Annotated in this window: 28 protein-coding genes and 1 other RNA gene; 23 read left to right on the top strand and 6 right to left on the bottom strand. The window is 69.5% G+C overall.

Going from position 1 to position 25971, the window contains the following annotated elements:
- The first annotated feature begins 78 nt into the window (after window positions 1–78).
- The 3 genes from LH076_RS12080 (at window position 79) to LH076_RS12070 (ending at window position 2875) form a co-directional block, all read left to right on the top strand.
- Window positions 79–1407, top strand: a complete 1329-nt coding sequence (locus LH076_RS12080) for a M23 family metallopeptidase (protein ID WP_227780969.1) — start codon at window positions 79–81, stop codon at window positions 1405–1407.
- Window positions 1408–1641: 234 nt separating this feature from the next.
- Window positions 1642–2121, top strand: a complete 480-nt coding sequence (smpB, locus tag LH076_RS12075; RefSeq protein WP_227780968.1) for an SsrA-binding protein SmpB — start codon at window positions 1642–1644, stop codon at window positions 2119–2121.
- Between the two features lie 178 nt (window positions 2122–2299).
- Window positions 2300–2875: a M23 family metallopeptidase gene (locus LH076_RS12070; RefSeq protein WP_227780967.1), complete on the top strand. Its 576-nt coding sequence runs from the start codon at window positions 2300–2302 to the stop codon at window positions 2873–2875.
- Here LH076_RS12070 and LH076_RS12065 read toward each other — a convergent pair.
- On the bottom strand, window positions 2854–3810 hold the full coding sequence (locus tag LH076_RS12065) for a hypothetical protein (protein ID WP_227780966.1): 957 nt from the start codon (window positions 3808–3810) through the stop codon (window positions 2854–2856). The two genes, LH076_RS12070 and LH076_RS12065, sit on opposite strands and share 22 nt — an antisense overlap.
- 120 nt (window positions 3811–3930) lie before the next feature.
- Window positions 3931–4304: a transfer-messenger RNA gene (gene ssrA / locus LH076_RS12060) on the bottom strand.
- A 34-nt stretch (window positions 4305–4338) separates the two neighbouring features.
- On the opposite strand from ssrA, the gene LH076_RS12055 reads away from it, so the two are divergent.
- Window positions 4339–5736 (top strand): M15 family metallopeptidase, encoded by a 1398-nt coding sequence (locus LH076_RS12055; protein WP_227780964.1) that lies wholly within the window; start codon window positions 4339–4341, stop codon window positions 5734–5736.
- A gap of 28 nt (window positions 5737–5764) precedes the next feature.
- A complete protein-coding gene (locus LH076_RS12050) occupies window positions 5765–6811 on the top strand; it encodes a DUF3048 domain-containing protein (RefSeq protein ID WP_227780963.1) in 1047 nt (348 codons plus the stop codon).
- A 21-nt stretch (window positions 6812–6832) separates the two neighbouring features.
- Here the strand turns inward: LH076_RS12050 and LH076_RS12045 are convergent, their stop codons facing one another.
- Window positions 6833–7504 (bottom strand): TetR/AcrR family transcriptional regulator, encoded by a 672-nt coding sequence (locus LH076_RS12045; RefSeq protein ID WP_227780962.1) that lies wholly within the window; start codon window positions 7502–7504, stop codon window positions 6833–6835.
- Between the two features lie 145 nt (window positions 7505–7649).
- Here LH076_RS12045 and LH076_RS12040 point away from each other — a divergent pair, with 145 nt between their 5' ends.
- The 4 genes from LH076_RS12040 to LH076_RS12025 all read left to right on the top strand — a co-directional run bounded on the left by LH076_RS12040 (window position 7650) and on the right by LH076_RS12025 (window position 12750).
- Window positions 7650–8183, top strand: coding sequence for a hypothetical protein (locus LH076_RS12040; protein WP_227780961.1), 534 nt, complete (start codon window positions 7650–7652; stop codon window positions 8181–8183).
- 68 nt (window positions 8184–8251) lie between these two features.
- Window positions 8252–8527, top strand: a complete 276-nt coding sequence (locus LH076_RS12035; RefSeq protein WP_227780960.1) for a DUF3039 domain-containing protein — start codon at window positions 8252–8254, stop codon at window positions 8525–8527.
- A gap of 106 nt (window positions 8528–8633) precedes the next feature.
- On the top strand, window positions 8634–10343 hold the full coding sequence (locus LH076_RS12030; RefSeq protein WP_415753130.1) for a DEAD/DEAH box helicase: 1710 nt from the start codon (window positions 8634–8636) through the stop codon (window positions 10341–10343).
- A gap of 43 nt (window positions 10344–10386) precedes the next feature.
- Window positions 10387–12750 carry a glycosyltransferase gene (locus LH076_RS12025; RefSeq protein WP_227780958.1) on the top strand — a complete coding sequence of 788 codons (2364 nt, stop codon included), beginning with the start codon at window positions 10387–10389 and terminating at the stop codon, window positions 12748–12750.
- A gap of 25 nt (window positions 12751–12775) precedes the next feature.
- Here the strand turns inward: LH076_RS12025 and LH076_RS12020 are convergent, their stop codons facing one another.
- Window positions 12776–13981 (bottom strand): MFS transporter, encoded by a 1206-nt coding sequence (locus LH076_RS12020; RefSeq protein WP_227780956.1) that lies wholly within the window; start codon window positions 13979–13981, stop codon window positions 12776–12778.
- An 82-nt stretch (window positions 13982–14063) separates the two neighbouring features.
- On the opposite strand from LH076_RS12020, the gene LH076_RS12015 reads away from it, so the two are divergent.
- Together LH076_RS12015 and clpS are read left to right on the top strand one after the other, a co-directional pair.
- Window positions 14064–14489 carry a MarR family winged helix-turn-helix transcriptional regulator gene (locus tag LH076_RS12015; RefSeq protein ID WP_227780954.1) on the top strand — a complete coding sequence of 142 codons (426 nt, stop codon included), beginning with the start codon at window positions 14064–14066 and terminating at the stop codon, window positions 14487–14489.
- On the top strand, window positions 14486–14779 hold the full coding sequence (gene clpS, locus LH076_RS12010; protein WP_415753129.1) for an ATP-dependent Clp protease adapter ClpS: 294 nt from the start codon (window positions 14486–14488) through the stop codon (window positions 14777–14779). Before LH076_RS12015 ends, clpS begins: the two co-directional genes overlap by 4 nt.
- A gap of 28 nt (window positions 14780–14807) precedes the next feature.
- On the opposite strand, the gene LH076_RS12005 is transcribed toward clpS, so the two are convergent.
- On the bottom strand, window positions 14808–16097 hold the full coding sequence (locus tag LH076_RS12005; protein ID WP_227780953.1) for a nicotinate phosphoribosyltransferase: 1290 nt from the start codon (window positions 16095–16097) through the stop codon (window positions 14808–14810).
- A gap of 28 nt (window positions 16098–16125) precedes the next feature.
- Here LH076_RS12005 and LH076_RS12000 point away from each other — a divergent pair, with 28 nt between their 5' ends.
- The 12 genes from LH076_RS12000 to LH076_RS11945 all read left to right on the top strand — a co-directional run bounded on the left by LH076_RS12000 (window position 16126) and on the right by LH076_RS11945 (window position 25012).
- Window positions 16126–16707 carry a DUF2017 domain-containing protein gene (locus LH076_RS12000; RefSeq protein WP_227780952.1) on the top strand — a complete coding sequence of 194 codons (582 nt, stop codon included), beginning with the start codon at window positions 16126–16128 and terminating at the stop codon, window positions 16705–16707.
- A 35-nt stretch (window positions 16708–16742) separates the two neighbouring features.
- Window positions 16743–17171 (top strand): Mov34/MPN/PAD-1 family protein, encoded by a 429-nt coding sequence (locus LH076_RS11995; RefSeq protein WP_227780951.1) that lies wholly within the window; start codon window positions 16743–16745, stop codon window positions 17169–17171.
- A 9-nt stretch (window positions 17172–17180) separates the two neighbouring features.
- Complete coding sequence (locus LH076_RS11990) at window positions 17181–17459, top strand: MoaD/ThiS family protein (RefSeq protein WP_227780950.1); 279 nt, start codon at window positions 17181–17183, stop codon at window positions 17457–17459.
- 4 nt (window positions 17460–17463) lie between these two features.
- Window positions 17464–18429: a PLP-dependent cysteine synthase family protein gene (locus LH076_RS11985; RefSeq protein ID WP_227780949.1), complete on the top strand. Its 966-nt coding sequence runs from the start codon at window positions 17464–17466 to the stop codon at window positions 18427–18429.
- A 20-nt stretch (window positions 18430–18449) separates the two neighbouring features.
- Window positions 18450–19256: a glutamate racemase gene (gene murI, locus LH076_RS11980; RefSeq protein WP_227780948.1), complete on the top strand. Its 807-nt coding sequence runs from the start codon at window positions 18450–18452 to the stop codon at window positions 19254–19256.
- The gene (locus LH076_RS11975) at window positions 19253–20035 is read left to right on the top strand and encodes an MBL fold metallo-hydrolase (protein ID WP_227780947.1); all 783 of its coding nucleotides are present in this window, start codon (window positions 19253–19255) and stop codon (window positions 20033–20035) included. Before murI ends, LH076_RS11975 begins: the two co-directional genes overlap by 4 nt.
- A gap of 82 nt (window positions 20036–20117) precedes the next feature.
- Complete coding sequence (locus LH076_RS11970) at window positions 20118–21020, top strand: ABC transporter ATP-binding protein (protein WP_227780946.1); 903 nt, start codon at window positions 20118–20120, stop codon at window positions 21018–21020.
- On the top strand, window positions 21017–21829 hold the full coding sequence (locus LH076_RS11965) for an ABC transporter permease subunit (protein WP_227780945.1): 813 nt from the start codon (window positions 21017–21019) through the stop codon (window positions 21827–21829). The genes LH076_RS11970 and LH076_RS11965 overlap by 4 nt, the downstream gene beginning before the upstream one ends.
- 22 nt (window positions 21830–21851) lie before the next feature.
- Window positions 21852–22574, top strand: a complete 723-nt coding sequence (rph, locus tag LH076_RS11960; protein ID WP_321573701.1) for a ribonuclease PH — start codon at window positions 21852–21854, stop codon at window positions 22572–22574.
- Window positions 22575–22606: 32 nt separating this feature from the next.
- A complete protein-coding gene (gene rdgB, locus LH076_RS11955) occupies window positions 22607–23209 on the top strand; it encodes an RdgB/HAM1 family non-canonical purine NTP pyrophosphatase (RefSeq protein WP_227780944.1) in 603 nt (200 codons plus the stop codon).
- Between the two features lie 13 nt (window positions 23210–23222).
- Window positions 23223–24113 (top strand): alpha/beta hydrolase, encoded by an 891-nt coding sequence (locus tag LH076_RS11950; protein ID WP_227780943.1) that lies wholly within the window; start codon window positions 23223–23225, stop codon window positions 24111–24113.
- The gene (locus tag LH076_RS11945; RefSeq protein WP_227780941.1) at window positions 24110–25012 is read left to right on the top strand and encodes a hypothetical protein; all 903 of its coding nucleotides are present in this window, start codon (window positions 24110–24112) and stop codon (window positions 25010–25012) included. The genes LH076_RS11950 and LH076_RS11945 overlap by 4 nt, the downstream gene beginning before the upstream one ends.
- 1 nt (window position 25013) lies before the next feature.
- Here the strand turns inward: LH076_RS11945 and LH076_RS11940 are convergent, their stop codons facing one another.
- Window positions 25014–25970, bottom strand: coding sequence for a sulfotransferase family protein (locus tag LH076_RS11940; protein WP_227780940.1), 957 nt, complete (start codon window positions 25968–25970; stop codon window positions 25014–25016).
- Window position 25971 lies beyond the last annotated feature (1 nt).

Below are 25971 nucleotides of genomic sequence, written 5' to 3'. Positions count from 1 at the left end.
GGGTCAAATACCCCGACAGCGCGAGGCGCCGACTTACGGTCAGGGAGTTCACTTCCCCGAACGAAGGCATCAACAACCGTGCGCTCCTTCCCCCGCGCGGGTCGCCGACGCCTGGCCGCAGCATCCGTAGCCGCGCTCACCGTCAGTGCCCTGGCCGTTCCCATGCTCGACCCTGCGGCGATGCCGTGGGCCTCCGCCGACGACCACAGCAACAAGCTGAAGAAGAAGGGCCAGGCGGTCCGGCAGAAGATCGCGACGGCGGGCGCCGACCTCGACGAGTCGAGCACCGAGCTGGCCGCCGCGTCCGCGAAGCTGGCGAAGGCCAACGCCACGCTCGCCACCGCACAGGGGAAGCTGGCCGTGGCCAAGACCGCGCTGGCGAAGGCGGAGACCGCACTGGCGACCGCTCAGGCCGAGGACGCGAAGATGCAAGCGGCCCTGGCCGCGGCCCAGGCACAGCTCGCCCAGGCCAAGACCGACCTGACGACCGGCCGCGCCGCCGCGACCGAGCAGCGCCGCAAGGTGGAGTCGACGATGATCAGCCAGGCACAGGGCGGCGACCCGCGTGTCCTCGCCCTCGCCGCGCTGCTCAACGCCCACAGTCCCGAGGACATCGCGCGCCAGGAGGAGTTCAACTCGACCGTCGTCTCCTCGCAGGCGGCGGCGTACGACGACCTCAAGGCCTCCGAGGTCGTCCTGACCGTGCGTGAGCAGCAGGTGAAGGAGGCCACCGCGGCCGTGGCGGTGCAGCGCAAGGCCGCAGCCGACCACCTCGTGGTGGTCAAGGGCCTCGAGACGCAGGCCGTGGCCGCCCGCGACGAGGTCGCCTCCTGGGTCACACAGGCCGCAACGGCCCAAGGCGCGGCCAACTCCGCGCGAGCGGTCGCGGCGCGCCAGAAGGCCCACGACGTGAAGGTGCTCAAGGCGCTCAAGGCCGAGCAGGAGCGGATCAAGCTGGCGATCCTCGCGGCGAAGTCCAAGGACCGCAACCGCAACGTCGGCAGCGTCGACGGCCTCTTCCTCACGCCTGTGCGTGACACCTACGTGACGTCGCCGTACGGCTGGCGCAAGCACCCGATCTACGGTTACTGGGGCCTGCACGACGGCGACGACTTCCACGCGCCGTGTGGCGTGCCCGAGATCGCGGTCGACTCCGGCCGGGTGACGGACGAGTACTACTCCGACGTGTGGGGCAACCGGCTCTTCCTGGACCTCGGCAACGTCAACGGTCACAACTACACCGCCATCTACAACCACCTGAGCAAGTACGTCGCCCACAAGGGGCAGGTCGTCGCTCGCGGTGAGACGGTCGGCCTGGCCGGCACCACCGGCTGGTCGACCGCCTGCCACCTGCACTTCACGATCCTCAAGGACGGCGTCGCGATCGATCCGCAGACCGTGCTGTGAGTCTCGCAACCGGGCGGCCATCACCGGGACTGCCCCGTCAGGCGGCGGGTTGGAGTGGTCGGCTGCCTGGTGGGAGCCAGGTGTAGCGGTCTCGGTCGTCGACCTTTGGTGGCGGTTGCCAGGCCGCTCGGCCTCCCGGAACCGACCGCCGCACCCTGCTCCCGCGAGGCGGCGTCGGGAGAGCGGCCGGTCGCGAGGTGCCGAGTGGCACCGCCCATCTGAGAGAATGTCCGAATGGCACGCGAAGAGGGGCAGAAGATGGTTGCCCAGAACAAGAAGGCGCGCCACGACTACCTCATCGAGGACACCTTCGAGGCTGGGCTCGTCCTGACCGGCACCGAGGTGAAATCGCTGCGTCAGGGACGCGCCTCGCTGGTCGACGGCTTCGTCGACATCGACGGGGGAGAGGCGTGGCTGCACGCCGTGCACATCCCGGAGTACTCCCAGGGCACGTGGACGAACCACTCCGCCCGTCGCAAGCGGAAGCTGCTGCTGCACCGTATGGAGATCGCGAAGATCCAGCGCCAGACCTCCGAGAAGGGCATGACGGTCGTCCCGCTCAGCCTCTACTTCAAGGACGGCCGGGCCAAGATCGAGATCGCCCTCGCCAAGGGCAAGAAGTCGTGGGACAAGCGCCAGTCGATCGCCGAGCGCACCGCGAAGCGCGAGGTCGAGGTCGAGGTGGGGCGCCGGCTCAAGGGCATGCGCGACTGAGGCTTCGGCCCGGATGCGCAGGCGCCCCGGTCACACATCCCCCACAGAGATGACCAGGGCGCCATGGCAGGCAGAAGTCTGCCCTGCCGCGGCGACGAAATCGGCCGCCTGACGCCCGTCCGGCCGAACCCGGACAAGCCCGGACGCGTGTCCGGCGTCCGACTGGCATGCTCGGACCATGACCCGCACGCTTCTCGGAGCCCTCCTCGTGGCCCTCATCCTGGCGTTGGTGGCGCCGGCAGGGGCGCAGGCCAAGGATCCGCGCTGGCACTTCTACACCAGTGACCATCACCGCTACCGCTCGCCGTGGTTCGCGGGCGCCCACCGGATCATGATCGGCTTCGGGTGCAATCGCTCTCCGTGGTACGCCCACGACTCGCGCTGCCCCGGCTCGCAGGGCTACCACCACGGCATCGACATCGCGATGGACTGCGGCACGCCGCTCTACGCCGGTCTGTCCGGTCGGGTGTTGTCGCCCTCGGCGCCGGGCAGGCCCGGGTCGGCGTACGGCGTCCACCCGTTCAGACTCCGGGTGAAGGCGTACGGGCGCTCGGTCGACATCCTCATCGGACATGCTCGGACGGTCTTCGTGAAGTCGGGGGAGCGGGTCAAGGCCGGGCAGCGCATCGCCCTGGCCTCGGACTCAGGCGCGCCGGACGGATGCCACCTCCACTTCGAGGTCCGCCCCGTCGACGGCGGTTATCACAGCGCGATCCGGCCGAGGAAGTGGCTTCAGCTTCGCGCCGTGGTGTGAGTCAGCCGCCCGATGGCATCGGCGAGCGGGAAGCGCTGCCGGAACATCCTGGGCAGCGCTGAGACGATGACCAGCGCCACGAGGCTGACCAGCACCTTGTCGCAGGTCGAGGCCCACAGGTTGCCGGAGAAGATCGAGAACAGCTCGCTGTGGCCGTCATGCTGGATGGCGGTGAAGAGAGCGTCCGTCTTGTGCCCGGCCCTGCCATTGATCAGCACGAGGATCGGTGCCGCGACGGCAGTGGCGGTCACGGCGACGAGGAGGCTCAGGACGGCATAGCGGACGACAGAACGTCCCAGTCGGCCGCGCACGCCGTACCCCCAGGCCAGCGCGCAGGCGATCTCCACCAGGCCGAAGGCGAACGAGACGTTCATGTAGCCCATCACGAGGACGGAGAACGTGCTGTAGGCGTAGCCGACCACCGCGCCTCGCCACGGGCCGAGGGCGACCGCGACGACGGCGGTGCCGATGGTGTCGAGGAAGAGGTCGATCGGAATGAGGTCGACGAGCTTGGCGCCCACGACGTTGAGGGCGACACCGACGACCATGAGCAGGAGGGCTGCCTTCCACGAGGGCGGCTCGACCGCCTCTTCGGCCGACTGCTCCGGTCCGTCGGTGGGCTCCGCCTCCCGGTGGCAGGCGCTGACCCAGTCCTCGAACTGCTCGTCGGCTGCGCCGAGCGCCGCCGCGATCTCGCGCAGGAGGGGCAGGTTGACCCGCTTCTGACCGGTCTTGAACGCGTCGAAGACGGTGGTTCGGGCGATGCGTGCGGCATGAGGATCAATGCCACGCTCCTCTCGCGCCGCGGCCACCCGCTCGGCGATCAGGGCGTAGGAGGGGCCGCCCACTCGCTGCCGGTAAGCCTGCAGCGCCTCCTTGAGGGGGTCCCAGCGGCTGGTCCCAGCCTTCGTCGCAGAAGGCTGTGATGCGTCCATGGTCGTGCCCCCCGCGTTCCGGTGCCTCCCCCATGGAGGACTGTGCGGAGCCTAGTAAAAACAGACGACCCGGACCCCAATCAGGGTCCGGGCCGTCCGGTATCTCGGGTGAGATCACACAGGTGGAGCTGCGGGGAATCGAACCCCGGTCCTCGAGCGTCGATCCAGGTCTTCTCCGGGTGCAGTCTGTGGTTGGCGTTCTACTTGGCCCCGGTGCTCGACGCAGACACGTCACCGACAGGCCCAGCTAGCTAGATGTCCCTGGCCGCTCCACTAGCGAGAGCTGGCAGGTGATTCTCCTGAATGACGCCCAGGTCCGAGTCGGAGACGGATACTCGGTTGGACGCTTCGATCACCGCGTCAGGCGGCGAGAGCGAAGGAACTGCGCTTAGCGTTGGCAGTTATTGGTTTCCAGCGATCGTTTACGAGATGACGCTGGCTCCTCGACCCGCTTCCCCTGGAACTAACGTCCCAAGTCGAAACCGATCAGCCCCTATGGATTTTTCAAGCCTACGTAGTCTACCGGCCATGCGGCGGCTCGTCTCCTTCTTAACCTCGCTCGCCTCGGTCGCATTCCTCACCGCCTTCCCCGCGTACGCCGACACCGGCTCGCCCACGACGACGATCACGCTCAGCACGTCGGCCCCGGCCTATGCGGGAGCGACTGCCACGGTCACCGCGACGGTCCTCGATCCGTCGCAGCAGCCGATCGTCGGGGCGACCGTCTCGTTCGAGCGCAACCACGGTGGCCAGTGGGCCGCAATGGGCGAGGCTGCGACGGGTGCAGACGGCACCGCGACGGTCAGCGTCGTCCTGGCGAAGAGCGCCGCCGACAACCAGGTCCGCGCGACCCTCGTCGGTGACGGCACGACGGCGGCGATCCAGGTGCCGCTGCTGAGGCGCCGGAGCACGGTGACCGTCACAGGCCCCGGCAAGGTCGTCGACGAGAAGGCCACCTCGATGCAGATCCGGTGGGTGGCGGCGAACGGGGAGCCCGTGAGTGGACCCGTCACCCTCCTCACCCGCAGCGGAACCGGCGCATGGCGTGGAGCAGCCACACTCGCGACCAACGCCCAGGGCATCGCCACCTTCACAACCACACCGCGCGTAGACACGTATTGGTTCGCGCGCACCGGCACCCTCGACTGGGTCGGAGCGGCCGGCAGCGCGGCGTACGCACTCGACAACCTGCCGCCGGGGCGGCCGGCGAAGCTGCCGAGGAAGGCGCCGCGGCCCAAGCGGAAGCTGCCGACCCAGCCGCGAGCCGCCGGAGCGGGGGCCAATCCGGTGATCCGCACGATCCCCGACGCGGTCTGGTCGGAGATGGTCGGACGCACCTGGCACTCGGGGTGCCCCGTCGGCCGCACGTACCTGCGGCTCGTCGAGGTCAACTACTGGGACTTCACCGGCTATCGGCGGCGTGGTCAGATCGCGGTCAACGTCGACGTCGCCAACCAGGTCGCCGCGGCCTTCGTGGATCTCTACCGCTATCAGATCCCGCTCCGGAGTCTCGTCCGCGAGGACCGCTTCGGCTGGTCGGCCAAGCTGCACGGCGCCAACGACTACAAGTCGATGCAGGCCGGGAACTCCAGCGGCTTCAACTGCCGCGGCGTGGTGGGCAACCCGCGGACCCGCTCGCCGCACGCCTGGGGCCGGGCCATCGATCTGGACACCTGGGAGAACCCGTACCGGTCCGCTCGGGGGACCGTGCCGAACACGTGGTGGCAGCACCACTCCAACAAGCGGTACGCGTGGCGCTCACGTAAGCACCTCGTCGTCCGGCTGATGGCGAAGCACGGCCTGCGCTGGACCTACGGGCTCGGCGACACCCAGCACTTCGACGCCGTGCCCTCGGGCTCCCGTCGCGCCGACCCGGCAAACCCGGCGACACCGGTCATCCGCTGCGGCGTGGCGGTCTGCGACTGATCCCCACGCGCGAGGGAGACTGGGCGCCGTGTCTGCACAGCTCTTCAGCGGTCCCGCTGCCCGCCCCGCCCGAATCGTCCGCCTCGCCACGCCCCTGATCGCGGCGTCGCTGGCGCTCACCGCCTGCGGCGGGGGGTCCTCCGACGACACGTCCGACAAGGGCGCCGGATCCACGTCGGCCAGCGCGCCGGCGAAGCCGGAGTCCTGGCCGCTGACCGGTGTCCAGGCGCCGCTGGGCACCACGACGAAGCTCGACCACCCGGCGATCGTGGTGAAGATGGACAACACCGAGGCGAGTGCCCCGCAGCTGGGCCTCTCCAAGGCCGACCTCGTCACCGAGGAGCTCGTCGAGGGCGGTCTCACCCGACTCGCGGCGTTCTTCTACTCCACGATCCCCGGCACGGTCGGCCCGGTCCGCTCCATGCGCGCCAGCGACATCGGCATCGTCACGCCGGTCAAGGCCGACGTGGTCACCTCGGGTGCCGCGCCGGTGACCATCAGCCGGATCAAGAAGGCGGGCATCACCTTCTACGGCGAGGGCTCGAAGGGGTTCTTCCGCGACAACAGCCGGCACGCGCCGTACAACCTGTTCAGTCAGCTCACGAAGACGATCACGCTGGCCAAGCAGGAGCCCCAGACGGTGCCCGACTACCTCTCCTGGGGCACGGAGAGCGACTTCGTCGGCGTCGAGCCGGTCACCCAGTTGGCCGTCCCGTTCTCCTACTCCCACACGACCCAGTGGAAGTACGACGGCTCGAAGTACGTCAACCTCAACTCGAACGCCAAGAAGGGCGATGAGTTCACGCCCGACACGATCCTCGTGCTCCGTGTGAAGATCGGCGACGCCGGCTACCTCGACCCGGCCGGCAACCCGGTGCCCGAGACGAAGCTCGTCGGCACGGGCAAGGCGCTGGTCTTCCACAAGGGCCAGCTCGAGCGGGCGACGTGGACCAAGAGCGATCTCGGCTCCCCGATCCAGCTCAGCACGGAGGCCGGTGCCCTCAAGATTCCCGCTGGCCACACCTGGATCGAGCTCGTCCCGGACAACGGGGCTGCCCTCACGATGAAGCCCTGAGGGCAGCGACCTAGGAGGACATCAGTCGCCGAGGCTGAGCCCGTCCTGCCCCGCCAGCGACTGCATCGCGGCGAGGATGAGGCCCACGACCGCCTCGACACGTGCGGCGGCGGCCTCGGGGTCGGCCGCCGTGGCGACGGACTCACCGGCCGACTGCAGGCCGCCGAAGAAGATCTGGGCGAAGGTCGTCACCATCTCCGGGTCGTCGGTGAGTCCCACGCTGCTGACGACTCCGGCGACGAGGTCCTCGACGACGGCGTACGACGACCTCTCCTCGTGCTCCCGGTAGCGCTCGTACCCGAGGACCGCCGGGCCCTCCTGGATCACGATGCGCCGATAGGCGGGATCGCGGACGACGTCGAGAAAGGCCGTCAGGCCGGCCGCGGACTTCGCCCACGGGTCCTTCGTGCCCTTCATCGCGTCCTTGATCAGCTTGGTGCCCGCGGCCTCGACCGTGGTGAAGACGGCCTCGAAGAGCGCCTGCTTGCCGCTGAAGTGGTGGTACAGCGCGCCCTTGGTGACCTCCGCGCCGGCGACGATCGCGTCCAGCGAGGTGTTCGCGTAACCCTGCTCGGCGAAGAGCGCTCCGGCCACGTCGAGCAGGGCCTTGCGGGTGGAGGCGGAGAACTGCTGGCGGCGGTTGACCCCGGGAACAGGCGGGAGGCCCGGCACCTTGGGGACGAGTTTGCTCACGGACTTCACCACCCCGCGAGTCTAGGTGTGACGCGCGTCTCGGGTGGTCAGGATCACTTGTGTCACATTGGCGTACCGGGAGTATGGAACGTACTGTCGGTACGTACTCACGGTATGTGAGTACTTCACCACAAGGAGCACGACCATGACCTGGACGTCCTTTCACAGCCGCGGCGAGATCCTCCGCGACGTCATTGACACGGCCGACCGTCGCCTCGACGGCCGCCTGCCGATGGACCTCGACGGCGTCGTCGAGAAGTTCGACGGGGAGCTCGACCTCCTCTGCACACTTCAGCTGAAGTGGCACACCCGACTCGCCGGCCGCATCGAGCGTGTCCTCATGGAACAGCCGATGGATCTCGAGGCGGGCGTCATCGCCGCCTGGCACGAGGTCGCCGACGAGATGCCCGGTGTGCGTGCGATCCTCGACCAGCACCTCGCTGCGCCGCTCGACGACACCATGCGAGCAGCAATGACCAAGGCCGTCAGCAAGGAGCACATCCTGCTGGCCGTCATGGCGGGACACGCGGCCGTCGCCGACGACCTCGCCGCCACGGTGGGCGCTCGCATTGCCGAGCGTGCCCGCGCCACCTATTCACCGCTCACCACGGCCGACCTCGAGCCCGACGTCCGACAGCCCACGCTGTTCGAGCGCCTCAAGTCGGTCCTCGCTGCCTGAGCAGCGACTCAGCGGCGTGAGCCGCGTCAGCACCGTCAGGGGATGCCCATGGCCGTATCATTGCGGCCATGGGCATCCTCGGATTTGGGAGCAAGGGCGGCACTGCGCTCGATGAGCGGGTCAAGGAGCGCGAGCAGACCCTGCCGACCGAGGAGGGCGATCACGACCGCTTCTCGCACTACGTCCCCAAGGACGACCTGACTGAGGCGATGGTGATGGGCTATCCCGTCATCGCGCTGTGCGGGAAGGTGTGGGTCCCGAGCCGCGACGGCACGAAGTTCCCCGTCTGCCCGGAGTGCAAGGAGATCTTCGAAGGTCTCGGCGACGACGACAACGACGAGTGATCCGCAGATCTTGAACGAGCCGCACTCCGCGGCCCTCCCTCCTGCGTGGCCCGAGCGGGCCGCCTGGGGGACGGCCACGTCCCTCCGCGCCTGGCAGCGGGCCGCGATGACCACGTACTTCGACGAGCTCCCTCGCGACTTCCTCGCGGTCGCGACGCCGGGCGCCGGGAAGACGACCTTCGCCCTGACGGTCGCCTCCGAGCTCCTCGGGCGCCGCATGGTGGACCGGATCATCGTGGTCGCCCCCACGGAGCACCTCAAGGTGCAGTGGGCCCAAGCGGCCGAGCGCGCCGGGATCCCGATCGACCCGACCTACTCCGCCGGGCAGGGGAAGACCAGCGGCGACTACCTCGGCATCGCGGTGACGTACGCCGGCGTGGCGGTCAATCCGCTCGCGATGCGGATCCGCACCGAGCGCACGAAGACCCTCGTCATCCTGGACGAGATCCACCACGCCGGCGACGCGCTGAGCTGGGGGGAGGGCGTGCGCGAGGCGTTCGAGCCCGCCGCCCGGCGCCTGGCCCTCACCGGTACGCCGTTCCGCTCGGACATCAACCCGATCCCGTTCGTCACCTATGCCCCCGGGGACGACGGCATCCCGCGGTCGGTCGCCGACTACACCTACGGCTACGCCGAGGCGCTGCGCGACCACGTCGTGCGCCCGGTGCTCTTCATGGCCTACAGCGGCCAGATGTCGTGGCGGACCAGCGCCGGGGACGAGATCGCCGCCCAGCTCGGTGAGCCGCTGACCAAGGACATGACCTCGCAGGCGCTGCGGACCGCACTGGATCCCAAGGGCTCCTGGATGCCGGCGGTGCTGGCCGCTGCCGACAAGCGGCTCGACGAGGTGCGCCGCCACGTCCCCGACGCCGGTGGCCTCGTGATCGCCACCGACCAGGACTCCGCGCGCGCCTACGCCAAGACGCTGAAGCAGATCACCGGCGAGTCGGCCACCGTCGTGCTCTCGGACGAGAAGACCGCATCGAAGAAGATCGGCGCCTTCGCAGCCGACACGTCCAAGTGGATGGTCGCAGTGCGGATGGTCTCCGAGGGTGTCGACGTACCGCGGCTGGCCGTGGGTGTCTACGCCACCACCACCTCGACACCGCTCTTCTTCGCCCAGGCCGTCGGTCGCTTCGTCCGGTCCCGCTCGCGCGGTGAGACCGCCAGCGTCTTCCTCCCCAGCGTGCCCAACCTGCTCACCTTCGCCAATGAGATGGAGGTCGCGCGCGACCACGTCCTGGGAAAGAAGGTCACCGACGACGGCGACATGTTCTCTCCCGAGGATGCCCTGATCGCGCAGGCCAACGCAGCGGAGTCCGCCAGCGACGACGAGGCCCTCGGGCCGTGGGAGGCGCTCGGCTCGGAGGCGCGCTTCGACCGGGTCCTCTTCGACGGCGGCGAGTTCGGCCACGCGGGCGAGGTCCAGGTCGGCTCCGACGAGGAGATGGACTTCCTCGGCATCCCCGGGCTGCTCGACGCCGACCAGGTCAAGGGACTCCTGCAGCAGCGCCAGAGCGACCGCGCGAAGAAGCAGAGGAAAGACACGTCGGACCGCGCCCAGAAGGCCGCCGAGGTTGCCCGGGCCGCCGACGCCCTCACCGACATGGCGACGCACGAGCAGCTCGGCGTACTCCGGAGGGAGCTCAACGGGCTCGTGGCGTCGTGGTACCACCGGACCGGCCAGCCGCACGGCGTCACGCATGCGGCACTGCGCAAGGAGTGCGGCGGGCCGGCAGCAGCGGTCGCCAACGCGGACCAGCTCCGCGCGAGGATCAATGTGTTACGTGACTGGGCTGTGCGAAAGACCTCATAAGCGGCACCGGATCGGGTAACAAGGCGTGGGTACGGCCTGACGCATGCTGTCAGCCCTCCTGCTCGCTGCGATCGTCGGAGCCATCCTCTCCACGATCCTGCTGCTGATCCCGCTGCCGACCCGTTTCGGCGGCGGGGCTTGGCTGTGGACCAAGCGGTTCATGCTCGCCGTGATCGGCACCGTGCTGCTGGCCGCCATCGGGGCCGCGGCGGTCTGGTTGGAGAACTACCGCGTCCGGACCGTGGAGATCACCGCCGTCGTGCTCCTCGGGGCGAGCGCGCTCTGGCTGCCCCTGACCCGGCGGTGGAACGCGCGCGCCCACCTCTGCTGGGCGACCAACGTGGCGCTCTTCGTCGTCTACCTCGCCTTCATGCTCGAGTGGACCATCGAGAGTCCGCTCGGCTGGGCCGGCCGGGTCGGCGCCTTCGTGCTGCTCGGCCTGGAGGCCTTCGCCGCAGTGCTGAGCTGTGCCTATCTCTGGGAGCTGTGCGACGCGCTGGGTCGTGAGCACTGGGCCCGCAGGAGCGGTGAGGGGCTTGCGGACCACGAGGTCGACGGCGACCACGCCCACCCGTTCGTGAGCCTGCACGTGCCGTCGTACGAGGAACCGCCGGAGATGGTGATCGCGACCCTCACCTCGCTCAAGGCACTGGACTACGACAACTACGAGATCGTCGCGATCGACGACAACACCAAGGACGAGGCGCTCTGGCGACCTGTCGAGGCGTGGTGCCGCGAGAACGGCGTGAAGTTCGCCCACCTCCAGGACTGGCCCGGCTACAAGTCCGGCGCACTGAACTACGCGCTCCAGGAGATGACGGACGAGCGCGCCGAGGTGATCGGCATCATCGACTCCGACTACCAGATCGAGCCCGACTTCCTCCGCCGCACGGCGCCGCTGTTCAACGACCCGGCGGTCGGGTTCCTGCAGACGCCGCAGGACTACCGCGAGTGGAAGGACGCGCCGTTCTTCCGGCAGCTCTACTACTCGTACAAGTACTTCTTCACCGTCTCCCAGCCCTCGCGCAACGAGCGTGACGGTGCGATCTTCGCCGGCACGATGGGGCTGATCCGCCGTGAGGCGCTCGAGAGCCTCGGCGGCTGGAACGAGTGGTGCATCACCGAGGACGCCGAGCTCTCACTGCGACTGCTGCGCGCCGGGTGGTCGGGCATGCACGTCGACGCGTCGTACGGCCACGGGCTGATGCCGTTGTCGTTCGAGGCGCTCAAGGGGCAGCGCTTCCGCTGGTGCTTCGGCGGGATCCAGATCCTGCGGATGCACTGGCGCTCGATGCTGCCCGGCGCCCGCACCAGGGCCAATGCGCTCACCAACGCGCAGCGGTGGTCCTATCTCTCGGGCGCGTTGCAGTGGTACGGCGACCTGATCGCCCTGGTCTTCTACTTCTTCCTACTCGGCGGTGCGATCAACATCGCGCTCGGCGGAGGACTGCTCTTCCGCAAGCTCACGCCGTTCCTCCTCGCCGCCATCCCCGTGCTGATGCTGCTCGGCTTCGTCCGTGCAGTCGCGCTCGTACGTCGTGGCACGGGAGCCACGTGGCGTGACGCCATCGGGGCGTTCTTCATCTGGCAGTCGACCTCGCTCGTCGTGGCACGGGCTTCGGTGCAGGCGCTCTTCGCCAAGAAGGCCGAGTTCCTCCGCACGCCCAAGACCAGCGAGGACGCGAGCGTGCTCGACGCCTTCCGTGGCAACCGCATAGAGACCTCGCTCGCGCTGCTCGGGGTCCTGGGCATCGTCGCAGCCCTGTTCCACCCGACCTCGCTGAGCGGACCGCTCCTGGCGGCCCTGCTGCTGCTGCCGACCATCGGATACGCCATGGCGCCGATCAACAGCATCGCGGCCCAACGCCAGCAGCTCTCGCCGGAGCTCGAGGCACGACGCAGCAGCGAGATCCGTCGCGGCCAGGCCGTGCGTCGCAGCGCCGCCGCGGTCGGGGTGGTCCTCGTGGCCGGCGCGGCCGCGGCTGTGGTCATCGGGCTGCTCTCGCCGGCGGGGGACAACGAGATCAACCCGCCGGGGCTGTCTCCGGGTGAGGCCCAGCGCCGCGGTGGGCCGAGCGACAAGCCATCGCCCTCCGACAACCCGAGCGACGTCGGGGCCACCACCGGAGCCACCACGTCCAGCCCGACCGCAAGCGGCTCGGCGGCCCCGAGCAGCTCGGCGTCGCCGAGTGGCGGCGGATCCAGCTCCGCATCCACTCCGTCGGCCTCGACCACGCGCTCCACGAGTCCGACGCCGGCTCGGACGAGCGCGACGCCGACCGCCTCGGCGGCGGCCACCTCGAGTGCGGCCGCGACCACCTCGACGAGCACTGCCCCCACGCCGTCGGCGACGCCGTCGTCCTCCAGCGCGACGCCGTCACCGACCTCGAGCAGCGCGACGCCGTAGCGTCACGCTGCGCGGGTGAGTGCTGTCAGCTCTCGTCAGCGAACTCCAGGACCTCGGCCTCCTGCTCGGAGCCGTGGGCCGGCGCGGCCGAGACCGGGACGAAGCGGCGGAAGCCGAGCAGGACGACGACGCCCAGGAAGGTCGCGCCCGCACCCATCCAGAAGGGCGCGTGGAGGTTGTGCTCGAGCAGCTTGCCTGCGAGGTAGGGGCCGATCGACCCACCGGCGAAGCGCACGAAGGAGTACGCCGCCGAGGCGACCGGCCGCGGCACGGGGGCCGAGCCCATGACGAGTGTCGTGATGACCGTGTTGTTGATGCCCAGGAAGGCGCCGGCCAGGATCACGCAGACGACGATGACGGGCTTGTGCTCGGTCCAGATCGCCATGATCGCGAGCAGGGCGGCGAAGCCGATCAGTGCGAAGACGATCGAGGCGATGGTGCCGATCCTGGACTCCAGCCACGGTGCACCCCAGATGGAGTTGATCGCGAGCAGCAGACCCCAGCCGAAGAAGATCCAGCCGACGTTGGAGGCGCTGGTCTGGAGCGGGAACGGTGCGGCGAGCATGAGCGTGAAGAAGCCGAAGTTGTAGAGCAGCGAGGTCACGGCGACGACGAGCAGGCCGGGGTGGCGCAGCGCCTTGATCGGGTCAGCGATCGACACCTTCTCCGCAGGCGGGGGAGTGGCGGGGGTGAAGATCGACGTGGCGACGAGGGCGATCAGCATGAGGACCGCGACGCCGAAGAACGGCGCGCGCCAGGAGATCTCGCCCAGCTGCCCTCCGACGATGGGGCCGAGGCCGATGCCGATGCCGAGGGCGGACTCGTAGAGCAGGATCGCGCCCTTGAGGCCTCCGGTGGCGAACTGCACGATCGTGGCCAGGGAGGTCGCGATGAAGAGCGCGTTGCCCAAGCCCCAGAAGGCGCGGGCGGCGACGATGCCGCCGACGGAGTCCATCGTGCCTGCGAGGCCCGCGAAGACGACGATGAGGACGAGCCCTACGAGGAGCGTGCGCTTGGCGCCGATCCGGCTCGAGACGAAGCCGGTGATCAGCATCGCCACGCCGGTCACGGCCATGTAGGACGTGAAGAGGAGCGAGACCTGCCCGGGCGTGGCGTCGAGCTCCTTCGCGATGGAGGTCAGGATCGGGTCGACGAGGCCGAGGCCCATGAAGGAGATGACGGCCGCGAAGGCGACCGCAAGGACGGCGCGGGGTTGCTTCAGCAGATTCACGCCTCCAACTTTACATAGGATTACTATGTAAATCAATGTCGGAACGTCAACTGATGAGGAACGGATCGCTACGATGCAGCGCATGACCACCGGTGTCCCGCTCAACCACTCGCTCGCTCTGAGCGCGGACCTGGCGATCTATGCCGCCCGGCTGGTGCGATCGCTCCGCCGGCGCCACGACGCGCCTGCAGGGATGCGGGTGCTCTCGGTCCTGGAGGAGCACGGCCCTCTCGGTGTGACCGAGCTGTCGCGGATCGACGGCTGCTCGCAGCCGACGATGTCGACGGCGGTCGCTCAGCTCGTCGACGGCGGCTTCGTCTCGAAGGAGCCGCATCCCACCGACGCGCGCGGGGCCGTCGTGAGCCTCACCGAGGCGGGACGCACCGAGCTGGAACACTTCCGGAGCGCGTACGCCGGCTCCATCATGAAACGCCTCCGCGCCGCCGGACGCACCGAGGCCGAGCTGGCCACTGCGGTGTCGGTCCTTCGTGACATCCTTGACGAGTGAGCGCGCCGAGTCCTATCGAGCTTGACGAGCCGGTCGCCGACGACCTGACGGTTCCGTCGACGCCGTGGGTGACGATCGTCTGGAACGACCCCGTCAATCTGATGAGCTATGTGAGTTTCGTCTTCCAGAAGCACTTCGGCTACTCGAAGAAGAAGGCGGAGAAGCTGATGCTCGAGGTCCACGAGGACGGTAAGTCCGCGGTGTCGTCGGGCACCCGCGAGGAGATGGAGCGCGACGTGCAGGCGATGCACGAGTACGGGCTGTGGGCGACGCTCGAGAAGCAGGAGTAAGACACCCTCCGGCTGCGACCCTGGACGCCTAGACGAACAGGGTCTCGATCACCGGCTCACCCCGGGCCATCGAGAGGGCCTCGACCGGGAGCTCGGCGCGAGCCGTCGCGTGACGCTCCCGGGCTGCGGCGAGCGGCTCGCGGCCCACGATCTCGCCGTCCCGGACCAGCGGCACCAGCAGTGGGCGGTCGTCGCCGTCGCCGACCGGAGCGGTGCCGATCCCGATCACCTCGGCCTCGGCGACCCCGTCGGCGGAGCGACGCCGGAGCGCGTACTTCCGCCCGCCGATCGAGACCTTGTCCACGGACCGCTTCGCCACGGAGACCATCTCTCCCTCGCTGCCCTCGCGGGCGACGAGCTTGTACACGAAGCCGCTGGTCGGATGGCCGCTGCCGGTCACGAGCTCGGTGCCGACCCCATAGCCGTCGACCGGCGCCGCGGCGAGGGCCGCGATCGCGTACTCGTCGAGGTCGCTGGTCACGATGATCCGCGTCTCCGTCGCCCCGAGCGCATCCAGCTGGGTCCGCACCTGCTCGGCGAGCACGCCGAGATCGCCGGAGTCGAGCCGCACCGAGCCGAGCTCCGGACCCGCCACCTCGACGCCGACCCGGACCGCCTCGGCGATGTCGTAGGTGTCGACCAGGAGGGTGGTGCCCGTTCCGAGGGAGGCGACCTGGGCACGGAAGGCCTGCTCCTCGGTGTCGTGCAGGAGGGTGAAGGAGTGCGCACTGGTGCCGGTCGACGGGATCCCGTACCGCTGTCGAGCGGCCAGGTTGGAGGTGGCGTCGAAGCCGGCGATGTAGGCCGCTCGAGCGGCGGCGACCGCCGCCTCCTCGTGCGTGCGGCGCGATCCCATCTCGACGCAGCTCCTCGCTCCTGCCGCCAGCGTCATCCGGGAGGCCGCCGAGGCGACCGCCGAGTCGTGGTTGTAGATCGAGAGCAGGAGCGTCTCCAGCAGCACGGCCTCCGCGAAGCTCGACTCCACGACGAGGAGAGGGGAGTGCGGGAAGTAGAGCTCGCCCTCCGGGTATCCCCAGGCGCTTCCGGTGAAGCGGTAGTCCGCGAGCCAGCCGAGGGTCGGCTCATCGACGACCCCGTCGAGCGCGGCGAGCACCGCGTCGTCGAACCGGAAGGCCTCGAGGGCGTCCAGCGCTCGTCCGACCCCGGCCACGACGCCGTACCGACGTCCCTCCGGCAGGCGGCGGGGGAAGAGCTCGAAGACCGCGCGCCGCTCCGCAGTCCCGGCGGCCAGGGCGGCCTGGAGCATGGTGAGCTCATAGTGGTCGGTGAGGAGTGCTGTCGAGTCCACGGTGGTCATCGTGGCACCTCGTGGAAGGATGTCGTCAGTGACCGGCTTCTCCCGGCACCGGCGCTCCGGTGCGATCTTCGCGACCTTCAGCGGCTTCGAGGCCGACCTGCTGCGCTCGCTCGCCGGCCAGCTCGTCGAGCTGCTCCGCAACGAGCACGCCGCCCAGATCGAGGTCGACCCCTTCGAGGCCCTGATGGACTTCAGCGGCCCCACCCGCGAGCCGGAGGACCCGGTCCTGGCCCGCCTCTTCCCGACGGCCTACCGGGGGGACGAGGAGGCCGCCTCGGACTTCCGCCGCTTCACCGAGCAGGGCCTGCGCGACGGCAAGGCAGACGCCGCCTCGCTGATCATCGACACTCTCGAGGAGGCCGGCCTGCCTCCGGAGCTCACCGAGGACGGCCTCATGATCGACGTCGAGCTCGACGAGCCCGCGGCGCTCACCTGGATGCGCTCCTTCACCGACATCCGACTCGCTCTCGCGACCAGGCTCGGCGTCGAGGAGGGTGATGACGACTACTGGGCCTCGCTCCCGGACGACGACCCCACCGCGCAGGCGCACGACATCTACGACTGGGTCGGGTATCTCCAGGAGACGCTCGTCCAATCATTGGGCGGCTGAGCTCCGGGCCTCACCCACCCCCTAGGCTTGTCCATATGCTGACCATCGACCGGGCGACGTATGACGCCCTCGTCGCGCATGCGAAGCGGGATCATCCCGACGAGGCGTGCGGCATGGTCGTCGGGCCCGAGGGCTCCGACCGGCCCGAGCGCGTGGTCGAGATGATCAACGCCGCCGGCAGTCCCACCTTCTACGAGTACGACAGCACCGAGCTGCTCGAGCTCTACAAGGAGATGTGGGACCGGGACGAGGAGCCGGTGGTGATCTACCACTCACACACCGCGACCGAGGCCTACCCGAGCGTCACCGACGTGAAGCTGGCCAGCGAGCCCGGCGCGCACTACGTCCTGATCAGCACTCGCGAGCACGGGAATAACGATGGTCCCGTCGAGTTTCGTTCTTATCGGATCGTGGACGGTGTGGTGACCGAAGAAGAGGTCACCATCGTCGCGAACATCAACTAGGAGATTGTCATGGCCATCGAGGTCCGTATCCCCACCATCCTGCGCACCTACACCGGCGGCGAGAAGGCTGTCACCGCCTCCGGAGACACGCTTGCCGCGCTGATCGACGACCTCGAGGCCAACCACGCCGGCATCAAGGACCGCCTGCTCGACGGCGGCGAGCTTCGTCGTTTCGTGAACATCTACATCAACGACGAGGACGTCCGCTTCCTCGGCTCGCTCGAGGCGCCGCTCAAGGACGGCGACAACGTCGTCGTGCTGCCCGCCGTTGCGGGCGGAGCCCGCTGAGCTCATGCGTTACGACAGCCTCATCGCGTCGGTGGGGAACACCCCACTGGTGGGGCTGCGCCGGCTCTCCAGCACGTTCAACGTGCCGGGCCGGCCGGAGGTCCGGCTGTGGGCCAAGCTCGAGGACCGCAACCCGACCGGCTCGATCAAGGACCGCCCGGCGCTCCGGATGATCGAGGAGGCGGAGAAGGACGGCACCCTCCGCGCCGGTTGCACCATCCTCGAGCCGACGTCGGGCAACACCGGCATCTCGATCGCGATGGCGGCCAAGCTCAAGGGCTACCGCACCGTCTTCGTGATGCCGGAGAACACGTCGGAGGAGCGGCGCCAGCTGCTCCGGATGTGGGGCGCCGAGATCGTCTCCTCGCCGGCCGCAGGCGGCTCCAACGAGGCCGTCCGTGTCGCCAAGCGGCTCGCCGCCGAGCACCCCGACTGGGTGATGCTCTACCAGTACGGCAACGCCGCCAACGCCCTCGCGCACGAAGAGGGCACCGGCCCGGAGCTGCTCGCCGACCTTCCGTCGATCACGCACTTCGTCGCCGGACTGGGGACGACGGGAACCCTGATGGGTGTCTCGCGCTTCTTCCGTGCCGCCAAGCCGGACGTGCGCATCGTCGCCGCCGAGCCGCGCTACGGGGAGCTCGTCTACGGCCTGCGCAACCTCGACGAGGGCTTCGTGCCCGAGTTGTACGACGCCAGCCTGATCGACACGCGCTTCTCGGTCGGCCCGCGCGATGCCGTCCGCCGTGTCCGCGAGCTGCTCGAGCTCGAGGGCATCTTCGCCGGCATCTCGACCGGCGCCATCCTGCACGCCGCGCTCGGCCAGGCCGCGAAGGCGTTCGCCGCCGAGCAGGCGGCCGACATCGCCTTCGTCGTCGCCGACGGTGGCTGGAAGTACCTCTCGACCGGCGCCTATGAAGGCACGGTCGACGACGCCGAGGAAGCCTTGGAAGGCCAGCTCTGGGCGTGAGCGCCGGTAGAGTCGAAGCCGTGGTCGACGTGGATGCTCCGATCGGGATCTTCGACTCCGGGTTCGGCGGGCTGACCGTCGCGCGGAGCGTCATCGACCAGTTGCCGCATGAGTCGATCACCTATGTCGGTGACACCGCGCGGGCGCCGTACGGGCCCAAGCCGATCGCGGAGGTGCGGGAGTACGCACTGGAGTGCCTCGACCACCTGGTCGACCTCGGGGTCAAGGCGCTGGTGATCGCGTGCAACTCGGCGAGTGCGGCGATGCTGCGCGACGCCCGAGAGCGCTACACCGTGCCGGTCGTCGAGGTGATCCTGCCGGCGACGCGCCGTGCGGTCCGCGCGACGAAGTCCGGACGGATCGGGGTCATCGGGACACGCGCCACGATCGACTCCCAGGCCTACGACGACGCCTTCGCGGCCGCGCCGCAGGTCGAGCTGACGACGCAGGCGTGCCCGCGCTTCGTGGAGTTCGTCGAGGCCGGTGTGACGGGCGGTGACGAGCTCTTCGCCGCCGCGCACGATTACTTGGATCCGCTCATCGCGGCCAACGTCGACACCGTCGTCCTCGGCTGCACGCACTACCCGCTGCTCACCGGAGTCATCTCCTCCATCATGGGCGACGACGTGACGTTGGTCTCGAGCGCGGAGGAGTGCGCGAAGGACGTCTACAAGATGCTGGCGAACACCGGCCTGATGCGGCAGGGTGGCGAGCCGGCGTACCACTTCCTCACCACCGGTGCGCCGAACGAGTTCGAGACGATCGGGCGGCGGTTCCTCGGACCTGAGATGGCGGCCGCTTCGCAGTTCGCAGGAGGCCTGGCGTGAAGCTCACCATCGTCGGCTGTGCGGGTTCCTACCCCGGGCCCGAGTCGCCTGCCAGCAGCTACCTGCTGGAGGCTGAGGCGCCGGACCCGAAGCTCGGCGGGGTGATGAGGATCTGGCGGATCCTGCTCGACATGGGCAACGGCTCGCTCGGCGCGCTGCACAACTACACCGACCCGCTGGCGATGGACGCCGTCTTCCTGTCGCACCTGCATGCCGACCACTGCCTCGACATGACGTCGTACTACGTCCTGCGGAAGTACCACCCGAGCGGCCAGCAGCCGCGGATCCCCGTCTACGGGCCCAAGGGCACCGGCTGGCGGCTCGCGCGCGCCTATGACCTCCCGCGCACCCCGGGGATGCGCGAGGAGTTCAAGTTCAACCGGCACCACCACGGTGAGCCGGTCAGGATCGGGCCGTTCGCCCTCACCCCCTACGAGGTCGACCACCCGGTCCCGGCGTACGGCTTCCGGATCGAGTGCGAGGGCAAGGTGCTCGCCTACACCGGCGACACCGGCCCCACGGACACGCTGCTCGACGTGGCCGTGGAGGCCGACCTGCTGCTCGCCGAGGCGAGCTTCCGCGAGGTCGACGAGAACCCGCCCGGCCTGCACCTCACCGGTCGCGAGGCCGGTGAGGTCGCCGCGAAGGCCCGCGTCGGGCAGCTCGTGCTCACGCACATCCCGGCGTGGCACGAGCGTGAGGGGATGCTGGCCGAGGCCAGGGCCGTCTTCGACGGGCCGATCGACCTCGCGGACGCCGGCGCGGTGTACACCTTCTGAGCTTCGTTCCCTGACATTCGTCAGGGCCAGATGAGGGTGTTTCCGGATGTGACCTCGAGGCCGCACCTGACAGGGTGGGGTCATGATCGAAGTCCAAGGAGTGACCAGGACGTACGGCGGCTTCACCGCCGTCGACGACGTCACGTTCAGATGCGAGCCAGGCCGGGTGACCGGCTTCCTCGGTCCCAACGGCGCCGGCAAGTCCACCACGATGCGGATCATGGTCGGCCTGACCGCGCCGACGAAGGGCCGCGTGACGATCGACGGCCGTGCCTTCCACGACATCCCCAACCCCGCTCGCCACGTGGGTGTCCTGCTCGACGCCTCGGCTCAGCACGGCGGCCGCACCGGCCGTGAGGTGCTGACCCTCGGCGCGCGGATGATGGGCCTCCCGGACTCGCGTGTCGACGAGATGCTCGCGGCGGTGTCGCTGACACCGTCCGAGGCGAAGCGCCGGATCCGCAACTACTCCCTCGGCATGAAGCAGCGCCTCGGCATCGCGCACGCTCTCCTCGGTGACCCGAAGGTGCTCATCCTCGACGAGCCGGCCAACGGGCTCGACCCCGCCGGCATCCGCTGGATGCGCGGCCTGCTGAAGGAGTACGCCGACCGGGGCGGCACCGTCCTCCTGTCGTCGCACCTGCTCCACGAGGTCGAGCAGATCGCCGACGAGATGATCCTGATCGGGCGCGGTCGCATCGTCGCCCAAGGTGACCGAGCGACCCTGCTCGCCCAGGCCGGCCCGGCGCAGACACTCGTGACCTCGCTCGACAACGCCGCTCTCGCCTCCGCGCTCTCCGCCGCCGGTCACCGGGCCGAGGCCGCGGGTCAGGGGCTGCGGGTCGACACCGCCCCCGAGGCCGTCGGCCGGGTGGCACTCTCCGCCGGGGTCGTGCTCACCGACCTCCGGTCCGGCGGCGCCGGCCTCGAGGACCTCTTCCTCGAACTCACCGCCGACACCCAGCGCGAAGGGAACGCCTCATGAATCAGACGCAGACCCTTGCTCCCCAGCTTCCCGACGCCGACGAGACCCCGGTGCCCTTCAGCCGCCTGCTCGGCGTGGAGTTCCGCAAGGCGTGGGACACCAAGGCCGGCTTCTGGCTGATCGCCGTCATCGGGTTGCTCGTCGCGATCGCCGAGGTGATCGTCCTCATCGTCTCCATCGTCAACAACGACTCGGACGCCAGTTGGGGCAACTTCACCGCCGTCGCGGCATTCATCACCTCGGTGCTGCTGCCGGTCCTCGGCATCATGCTCGTCACGACGGAGTGGACGCAGCGCACGGCGATGGTCACCTTCACGCTCGAGTCACGACGCAGCCGGGTGGTCCTGGCGAAGCTGCTGGTCGGCGTACTGCTCACGGTGGCGACCATCGTGCTGGCGCTCGTCGTCGGTGCGGTCTGCAACCTCATCTTCACCGCCAGCGGCGGCGAGGCGGTCTGGTGGGACCAGGAGTTCACCGACGGGTTGATCGGCTTCGCGATCACGCAGACGCTGGCGATGTTCACCGGCTTCGCACTGGCCGCCCTGCTGCTCAACACGGCGGCGTCGATCGTCGTCTTCTTCGCCTACCGGTACGTCGTCCCCGGGCTGATCGCGCTCGGCGCGGCGAACATCGGGTGGATCGACAAGCTCGCGCCCTGGATCAACTTCCTCGACGCCCAGCAGTACCTCTACGAGCTGTCGGAGATGACCGGCAAGCAGTGGGCGCACTTCGTGGTGTCCGCGCTGATCTGGGTCGGCATCCCGCTCGCGCTCGGGCTGCGCCGGATCCTCAAGGCGGAGGTTAAGTGAGACACGCCCTAGGCTCGGCGCCATGACTGACTCTTCCGTGAGCCTGCGTGCCGACGGCCGTGCCGACGACCAGCTGCGCGACATCAAGATCACCCGCAACTGGCTGGACCACCCGGCCGGATCGGTCCTCGTGGAGTTCGGCAAGACGCGCGTGCTGTGCGTCGCGTCGGCCTCCGAGGGGGTCCCGCGGTGGCGCAAGGGCTCGGGCCTGGGCTGGGTGACGGCGGAGTACTCGATGCTCCCCGGCTCCACGCACGAGCGGTCGGACCGTGAGTCGATGAAGGGCCGCGTCGGCGGTCGCACGCACGAGATCTCGCGCCTGATCGGCCGCTCGCTGCGCGCCGTGATCGACTACGAGAAGCTCGGTGAGAACACGATCAACCTCGACTGCGACGTGCTCCAGGCCGACGGTGGGACCCGCACGGCCTCGATCACCGGTGCCTGGGTCGCACTGATGGATGCGGCGGAGAAGCTCGGTGTCAGCGATGCGATCACGGGCTCCGTGGCCGCGGTCTCGGTCGGCATCATCGACGGCGTTCCGCGGCTCGACCTCCCCTACGAGGAGGACGCCCGTGCCGAGACGGACATGAACATCGTGATGACCGGCGAGGGCAAGTTCATCGAGGTCCAGGGCACCGCCGAGGGCGCCGCCTTCGACATGGACGAGCTGCAGGCACTCCTCGCGCTGGGCACGAAGGGCTGTGCCGATCTCACCGCCCTCCAGCTCGCCTCCCGCCAGTCCTGACCGCCGACCCCGTCACCCCGAAAGGGCAGTTCGTGTCACGCATCTTCGTCGCCTCGCGCAACGCCAAGAAGATCGCCGAGATGGAGCGGATCCTCGCGCCGCTCATCGCGGACGTCGAGGTCCTCGGCCTCGACGACGTCGACTTCTATGAGGAGCCCGTCGAGGACGCGCCGACGTTCGAGGGCAATGCGCTGATCAAGGCCCGCGCCGGCTTCGAGGCCACCGGAATCCCTTCTGTGGCTGATGATTCCGGCCTCTGCGTCGACGCGCTCAACGGTATGCCCGGCGTGCTGTCGGCACGCTGGGGCGGCAAGCCGAAGAGTGATGACCGGAACAACCAGCTGCTGCTCGACCAGCTCGACGACGTACCGGACGAGCGGAGGGGCGCACACTTCACCTGTGCCGTCGCGTTCGTCCACGCCGGTGGCGAGCTCGTGGTCGAGGGGCGGATGACCGGCCGCGTGCTGCGGGCGCCCGCGGGGGAGGGCGGCTTCGGCTACGACCCGCTCTTCGTCGCCGACGACACCGCGGACGGCCGTACCTCGGCCGAGCTGAGCGTCGACGAGAAGGACGCCATCTCCCACCGGGGCAAGGCGATGCGCGAAATCGCGTCGCGCATCGCTGAGGCGCTCTGAGAGGCTGCGCGCCATGAGCACGCGCCCCGACGGACGGTCCGTTCCGTCCCACGTCGACGCCGACGACTACCAGCAGACCCTCGAGGACCGTGAGGCCGGACGCCGCGAGATCGAGCGGGAGGTCAAGGAGGAGGTCGCGTGGGTCGAGGACCTCGACGCCTCCGGAGTGCTCGCCCGGCTGTACGTGCCGGCGGGGATGGACGACCGGACGCCCTATGAACGCGGCCTGATCGTCCACTTCCACGGCGGCGGCTTCGTCTTCAATGACGTCGAGATCCACGACGCGCCCGCGCGCCGGCTCGCCAACCGCACCGGCCGCTCGGTGCTCTCGGTCGACTACCGGCTCGCACCCGAGCATCCGTTCCCCGCCGCAGTGGAGGACACCGATCACGCACTCGCCTGGGCGGCGAGCAGGACCACGCAGGTCTTCGCCCACGGCGACAGCGCCGGCGGCAACCTCGCACTGGTCGGCGCCCTCCGTAATCCCGGTCTCGTCACCGCGGTGGTGCTGGTCTATCCCTTCCTCGACCCAGCGAGCGCCTTCCCGTCGTACGACGCCGCCGACTGGACCTGGGATCGCGACGAGGCGCAGTGGTACTGGTCGCAGTACCTCGCCGATCCGTCGCTGGCCATGCATCCCGACGTCGCGCCGCTGCGGTCCGAGCGGCTCGCCGATCTCCCGCCGACGCTCGTGATCACCGCCGCCGAGGACATCGCCCGCGACGAGGGGGAGCACCTGGTCGGCGTACTCCAGGAGAAGGGGGTCGACGCGGTCGGCACGCGCTACCTGAACGTGCCGCATGGCTTCTGGCGCGGCTCCGACCACGCGCAGGCCAACGACCTGGCGATGCGGCAGACCGGTGCCTTCCTGGACCGCATCGTCCACCTATCATCGAAGGCATGACGACGAGCGCCCTCCCTGCCCTGCCGTCCGCCGAGGGTGCCGAGATCGTCATCCCTGCACCGGGTGAGGGGCCGGGGAACTGGGCGGGCGCCGCCTCGGCAGTGCTCGTCGACGGCGTCTTCTGGCTGACCTGGCGCAACCGCCGACCACTGGCGGAGGGTCGCGGTGTCACAGTCGACGTGGCGCGCTCCACGGACGGGGTGAACTTCGAGACGGTCGCCGAGGTCTCGCGCGACCGGTTCCACTGCGAGTCGCTGGAGCGACCGGTGCTCGTGCCCCTTCCCGCCGACCAGGGTGGCGGCTGGCGGCTCTACCTCTCCTGCGCGACGTGGGGCTCCAAGCACTGGTGGGTCGACAGCCTCACGGCCGCGACGCCCGAGGAGCTACCGCACGGTGACCGCCAGGTCGTCCTGCCCGGTGACGACGAGCTCGCGGTGAAGGACCCGGTCATCACCGTGTCACCCGAGCGGGGCTGGGAGATGTGGCTCTGCTGCCACCCCCTCACCGACCCGGGTCACGAGGACCGCATGACCACGCGCTACCTCACCAGTGCCGATGGGCTCGCCTGGATCGACGGCGGTGAGGTGCTCGCCGGCCGCCCCGGCGAGTGGGACGAGCGCGGTGCGCGCGTCACGACGGTGCTCAGCCACGAGCCCCTCACCGTGCTGTACGACGGTCGGGCCGATGCGGCCTCCAACTGGTATGAGACCACCGGGCTTGCGACGTGGGACGGGACCCGGCTGGCGCCCGACGCGGGCGTCCCGCCGATCGCCTCGCCGGTCAGTGACGGCGCCTTCCGCTACGCCAGCGCCGTGCCGCTGCCCGACGGGCGCATCCGGTTCTACGTCGAGGCCGCCCGCGAGGACGGCGCACACGACCTGGTCACCGTCGTCCGCTGAGCTACTTCCGTCGCTCGGAGAAGGAGCCGCGGGCCTCGGCGGAGAGCCAGGCGGAGTAGTCGTCGCCCGTGAGCTTCGCGAGCAGCTCGATGTCCTCGGCGAAGGCGGGGAGCAACGCTGCCCGCTGCTCCGGGGTGAGCCTCGGCCGTTTGGCATCATCGCTGCTGCGCAGCAGCGGACGCAGCCGCGGCTCTGCGGATCGCCACACCTCCGGAGGGGCGAACTGGCCGAGCCAGGCGCCGGCACGGATCACCGGCCCGAAGACGTTCGGGCGCCAGCCGGGCTCCACGAAGGAGCGCGAGTTGTCAGCCGGCACCTCGCCCAGATGGCCCGTCGCTATGCCGAGGAACTCGCAGGCACGGTCGACGGTGCCGCACGGGTCGTCGATCAACTGGCGATAACGAAGGACGAGGATCTGCTCGGGGTCGATCAACCGCTGGAGGTGCTCGAGCTGTCGGCCGTAGAGGCCGAGGCCCTCGTAACGCCAGAAGGGCGCCCAGCCGCGCGCCGCGCGCTCCTCCTGGAGCTGGAAGGCCGTGACGAAGTCCCCGACGGGCTCGAGGCCGTCACACCAGAGGTGCATCCAGTTGGAGTAGGCCCGGTCGATGGGGTCGCGCACCACCGCGATCAGTTTCACGTCGGGCAGTGCCGTGGCGATCGCCTCGCGTGCCTGCCGGCTCCAGAGGTAGAACGGTGTCGACTCGCCGCGGACCCTGTCCTCGGGCATGCCGGAGAAGAGCGCGTCGTACTCGCGGCGGCGCCAGATCCACTCCTGCTGGGAGTGGGCGTCACCCGGCCCGTTGTACGCCGGCGGGGGAGCGTCGTCGCAGAGCCAGTACTTCGGCTCCTTGGGGACGCTCATCGCGACCTCGGGGTGGCGCGCCAGCGCCGCGTGGAGCGCCGTCGTCCCGGCCTTGGGGGCGCCGATGATCATGAAGTCCGGGCGAGCCGTGCGCACC

This window comes from Nocardioides sp. Kera G14, from assembly GCF_020715565.1.
Classification (GTDB): Bacteria; Actinomycetota; Actinomycetes; order Propionibacteriales; family Nocardioidaceae; genus Nocardioides.
The sequence above is the reverse complement of the archived record's forward strand: the minus strand, read 5'-3'. Positions and strand labels throughout refer to the sequence as shown.

Bases quoted from the DNA above. Each gene is read 5' to 3' on its own strand.
- smpB (WP_227780968.1), top strand. From the start codon at position 1,642: ATGGCACGCGAAGAGGGGCAGAAGATGGTTGCCCAGAACAAGAAGGCG.
- LH076_RS12070 (WP_227780967.1), top strand. From the start codon at position 2,300: ATGACCCGCACGCTTCTCGGAGCCCTCCTCGTGGCCCTCATCCTGGCG.
- LH076_RS12065 (WP_227780966.1), bottom strand. From the start codon at position 3,810: ATGGACGCATCACAGCCTTCTGCGACGAAGGCTGGGACCAGCCGCTGG.
- LH076_RS12055 (WP_227780964.1), top strand. From the start codon at position 4,339: ATGCGGCGGCTCGTCTCCTTCTTAACCTCGCTCGCCTCGGTCGCATTC.
- LH076_RS12040 (WP_227780961.1), top strand. From the start codon at position 7,650: ATGACCTGGACGTCCTTTCACAGCCGCGGCGAGATCCTCCGCGACGTC.
- LH076_RS12035 (WP_227780960.1), top strand. From the start codon at position 8,252: ATGGGCATCCTCGGATTTGGGAGCAAGGGCGGCACTGCGCTCGATGAG.
- LH076_RS12030 (WP_415753130.1), top strand. From the start codon at position 8,634: ATGACCACGTACTTCGACGAGCTCCCTCGCGACTTCCTCGCGGTCGCG.
- LH076_RS12025 (WP_227780958.1), top strand. From the start codon at position 10,387: ATGCTGTCAGCCCTCCTGCTCGCTGCGATCGTCGGAGCCATCCTCTCC.
- LH076_RS12015 (WP_227780954.1), top strand. From the start codon at position 14,064: ATGACCACCGGTGTCCCGCTCAACCACTCGCTCGCTCTGAGCGCGGAC.
- LH076_RS12005 (WP_227780953.1), bottom strand. From the start codon at position 16,097: ATGACCACCGTGGACTCGACAGCACTCCTCACCGACCACTATGAGCTC.
- LH076_RS11995 (WP_227780951.1), top strand. From the start codon at position 16,743: ATGCTGACCATCGACCGGGCGACGTATGACGCCCTCGTCGCGCATGCG.
- LH076_RS11990 (WP_227780950.1), top strand. From the start codon at position 17,181: ATGGCCATCGAGGTCCGTATCCCCACCATCCTGCGCACCTACACCGGC.
- LH076_RS11985 (WP_227780949.1), top strand. From the start codon at position 17,464: ATGCGTTACGACAGCCTCATCGCGTCGGTGGGGAACACCCCACTGGTG.
- LH076_RS11970 (WP_227780946.1), top strand. From the start codon at position 20,118: ATGATCGAAGTCCAAGGAGTGACCAGGACGTACGGCGGCTTCACCGCC.
- LH076_RS11965 (WP_227780945.1), top strand. From the start codon at position 21,017: ATGAATCAGACGCAGACCCTTGCTCCCCAGCTTCCCGACGCCGACGAG.
- rph (WP_321573701.1), top strand. From the start codon at position 21,852: ATGACTGACTCTTCCGTGAGCCTGCGTGCCGACGGCCGTGCCGACGAC.
- LH076_RS11950 (WP_227780943.1), top strand. From the start codon at position 23,223: ATGAGCACGCGCCCCGACGGACGGTCCGTTCCGTCCCACGTCGACGCC.
- LH076_RS11945 (WP_227780941.1), top strand. From the start codon at position 24,110: ATGACGACGAGCGCCCTCCCTGCCCTGCCGTCCGCCGAGGGTGCCGAG.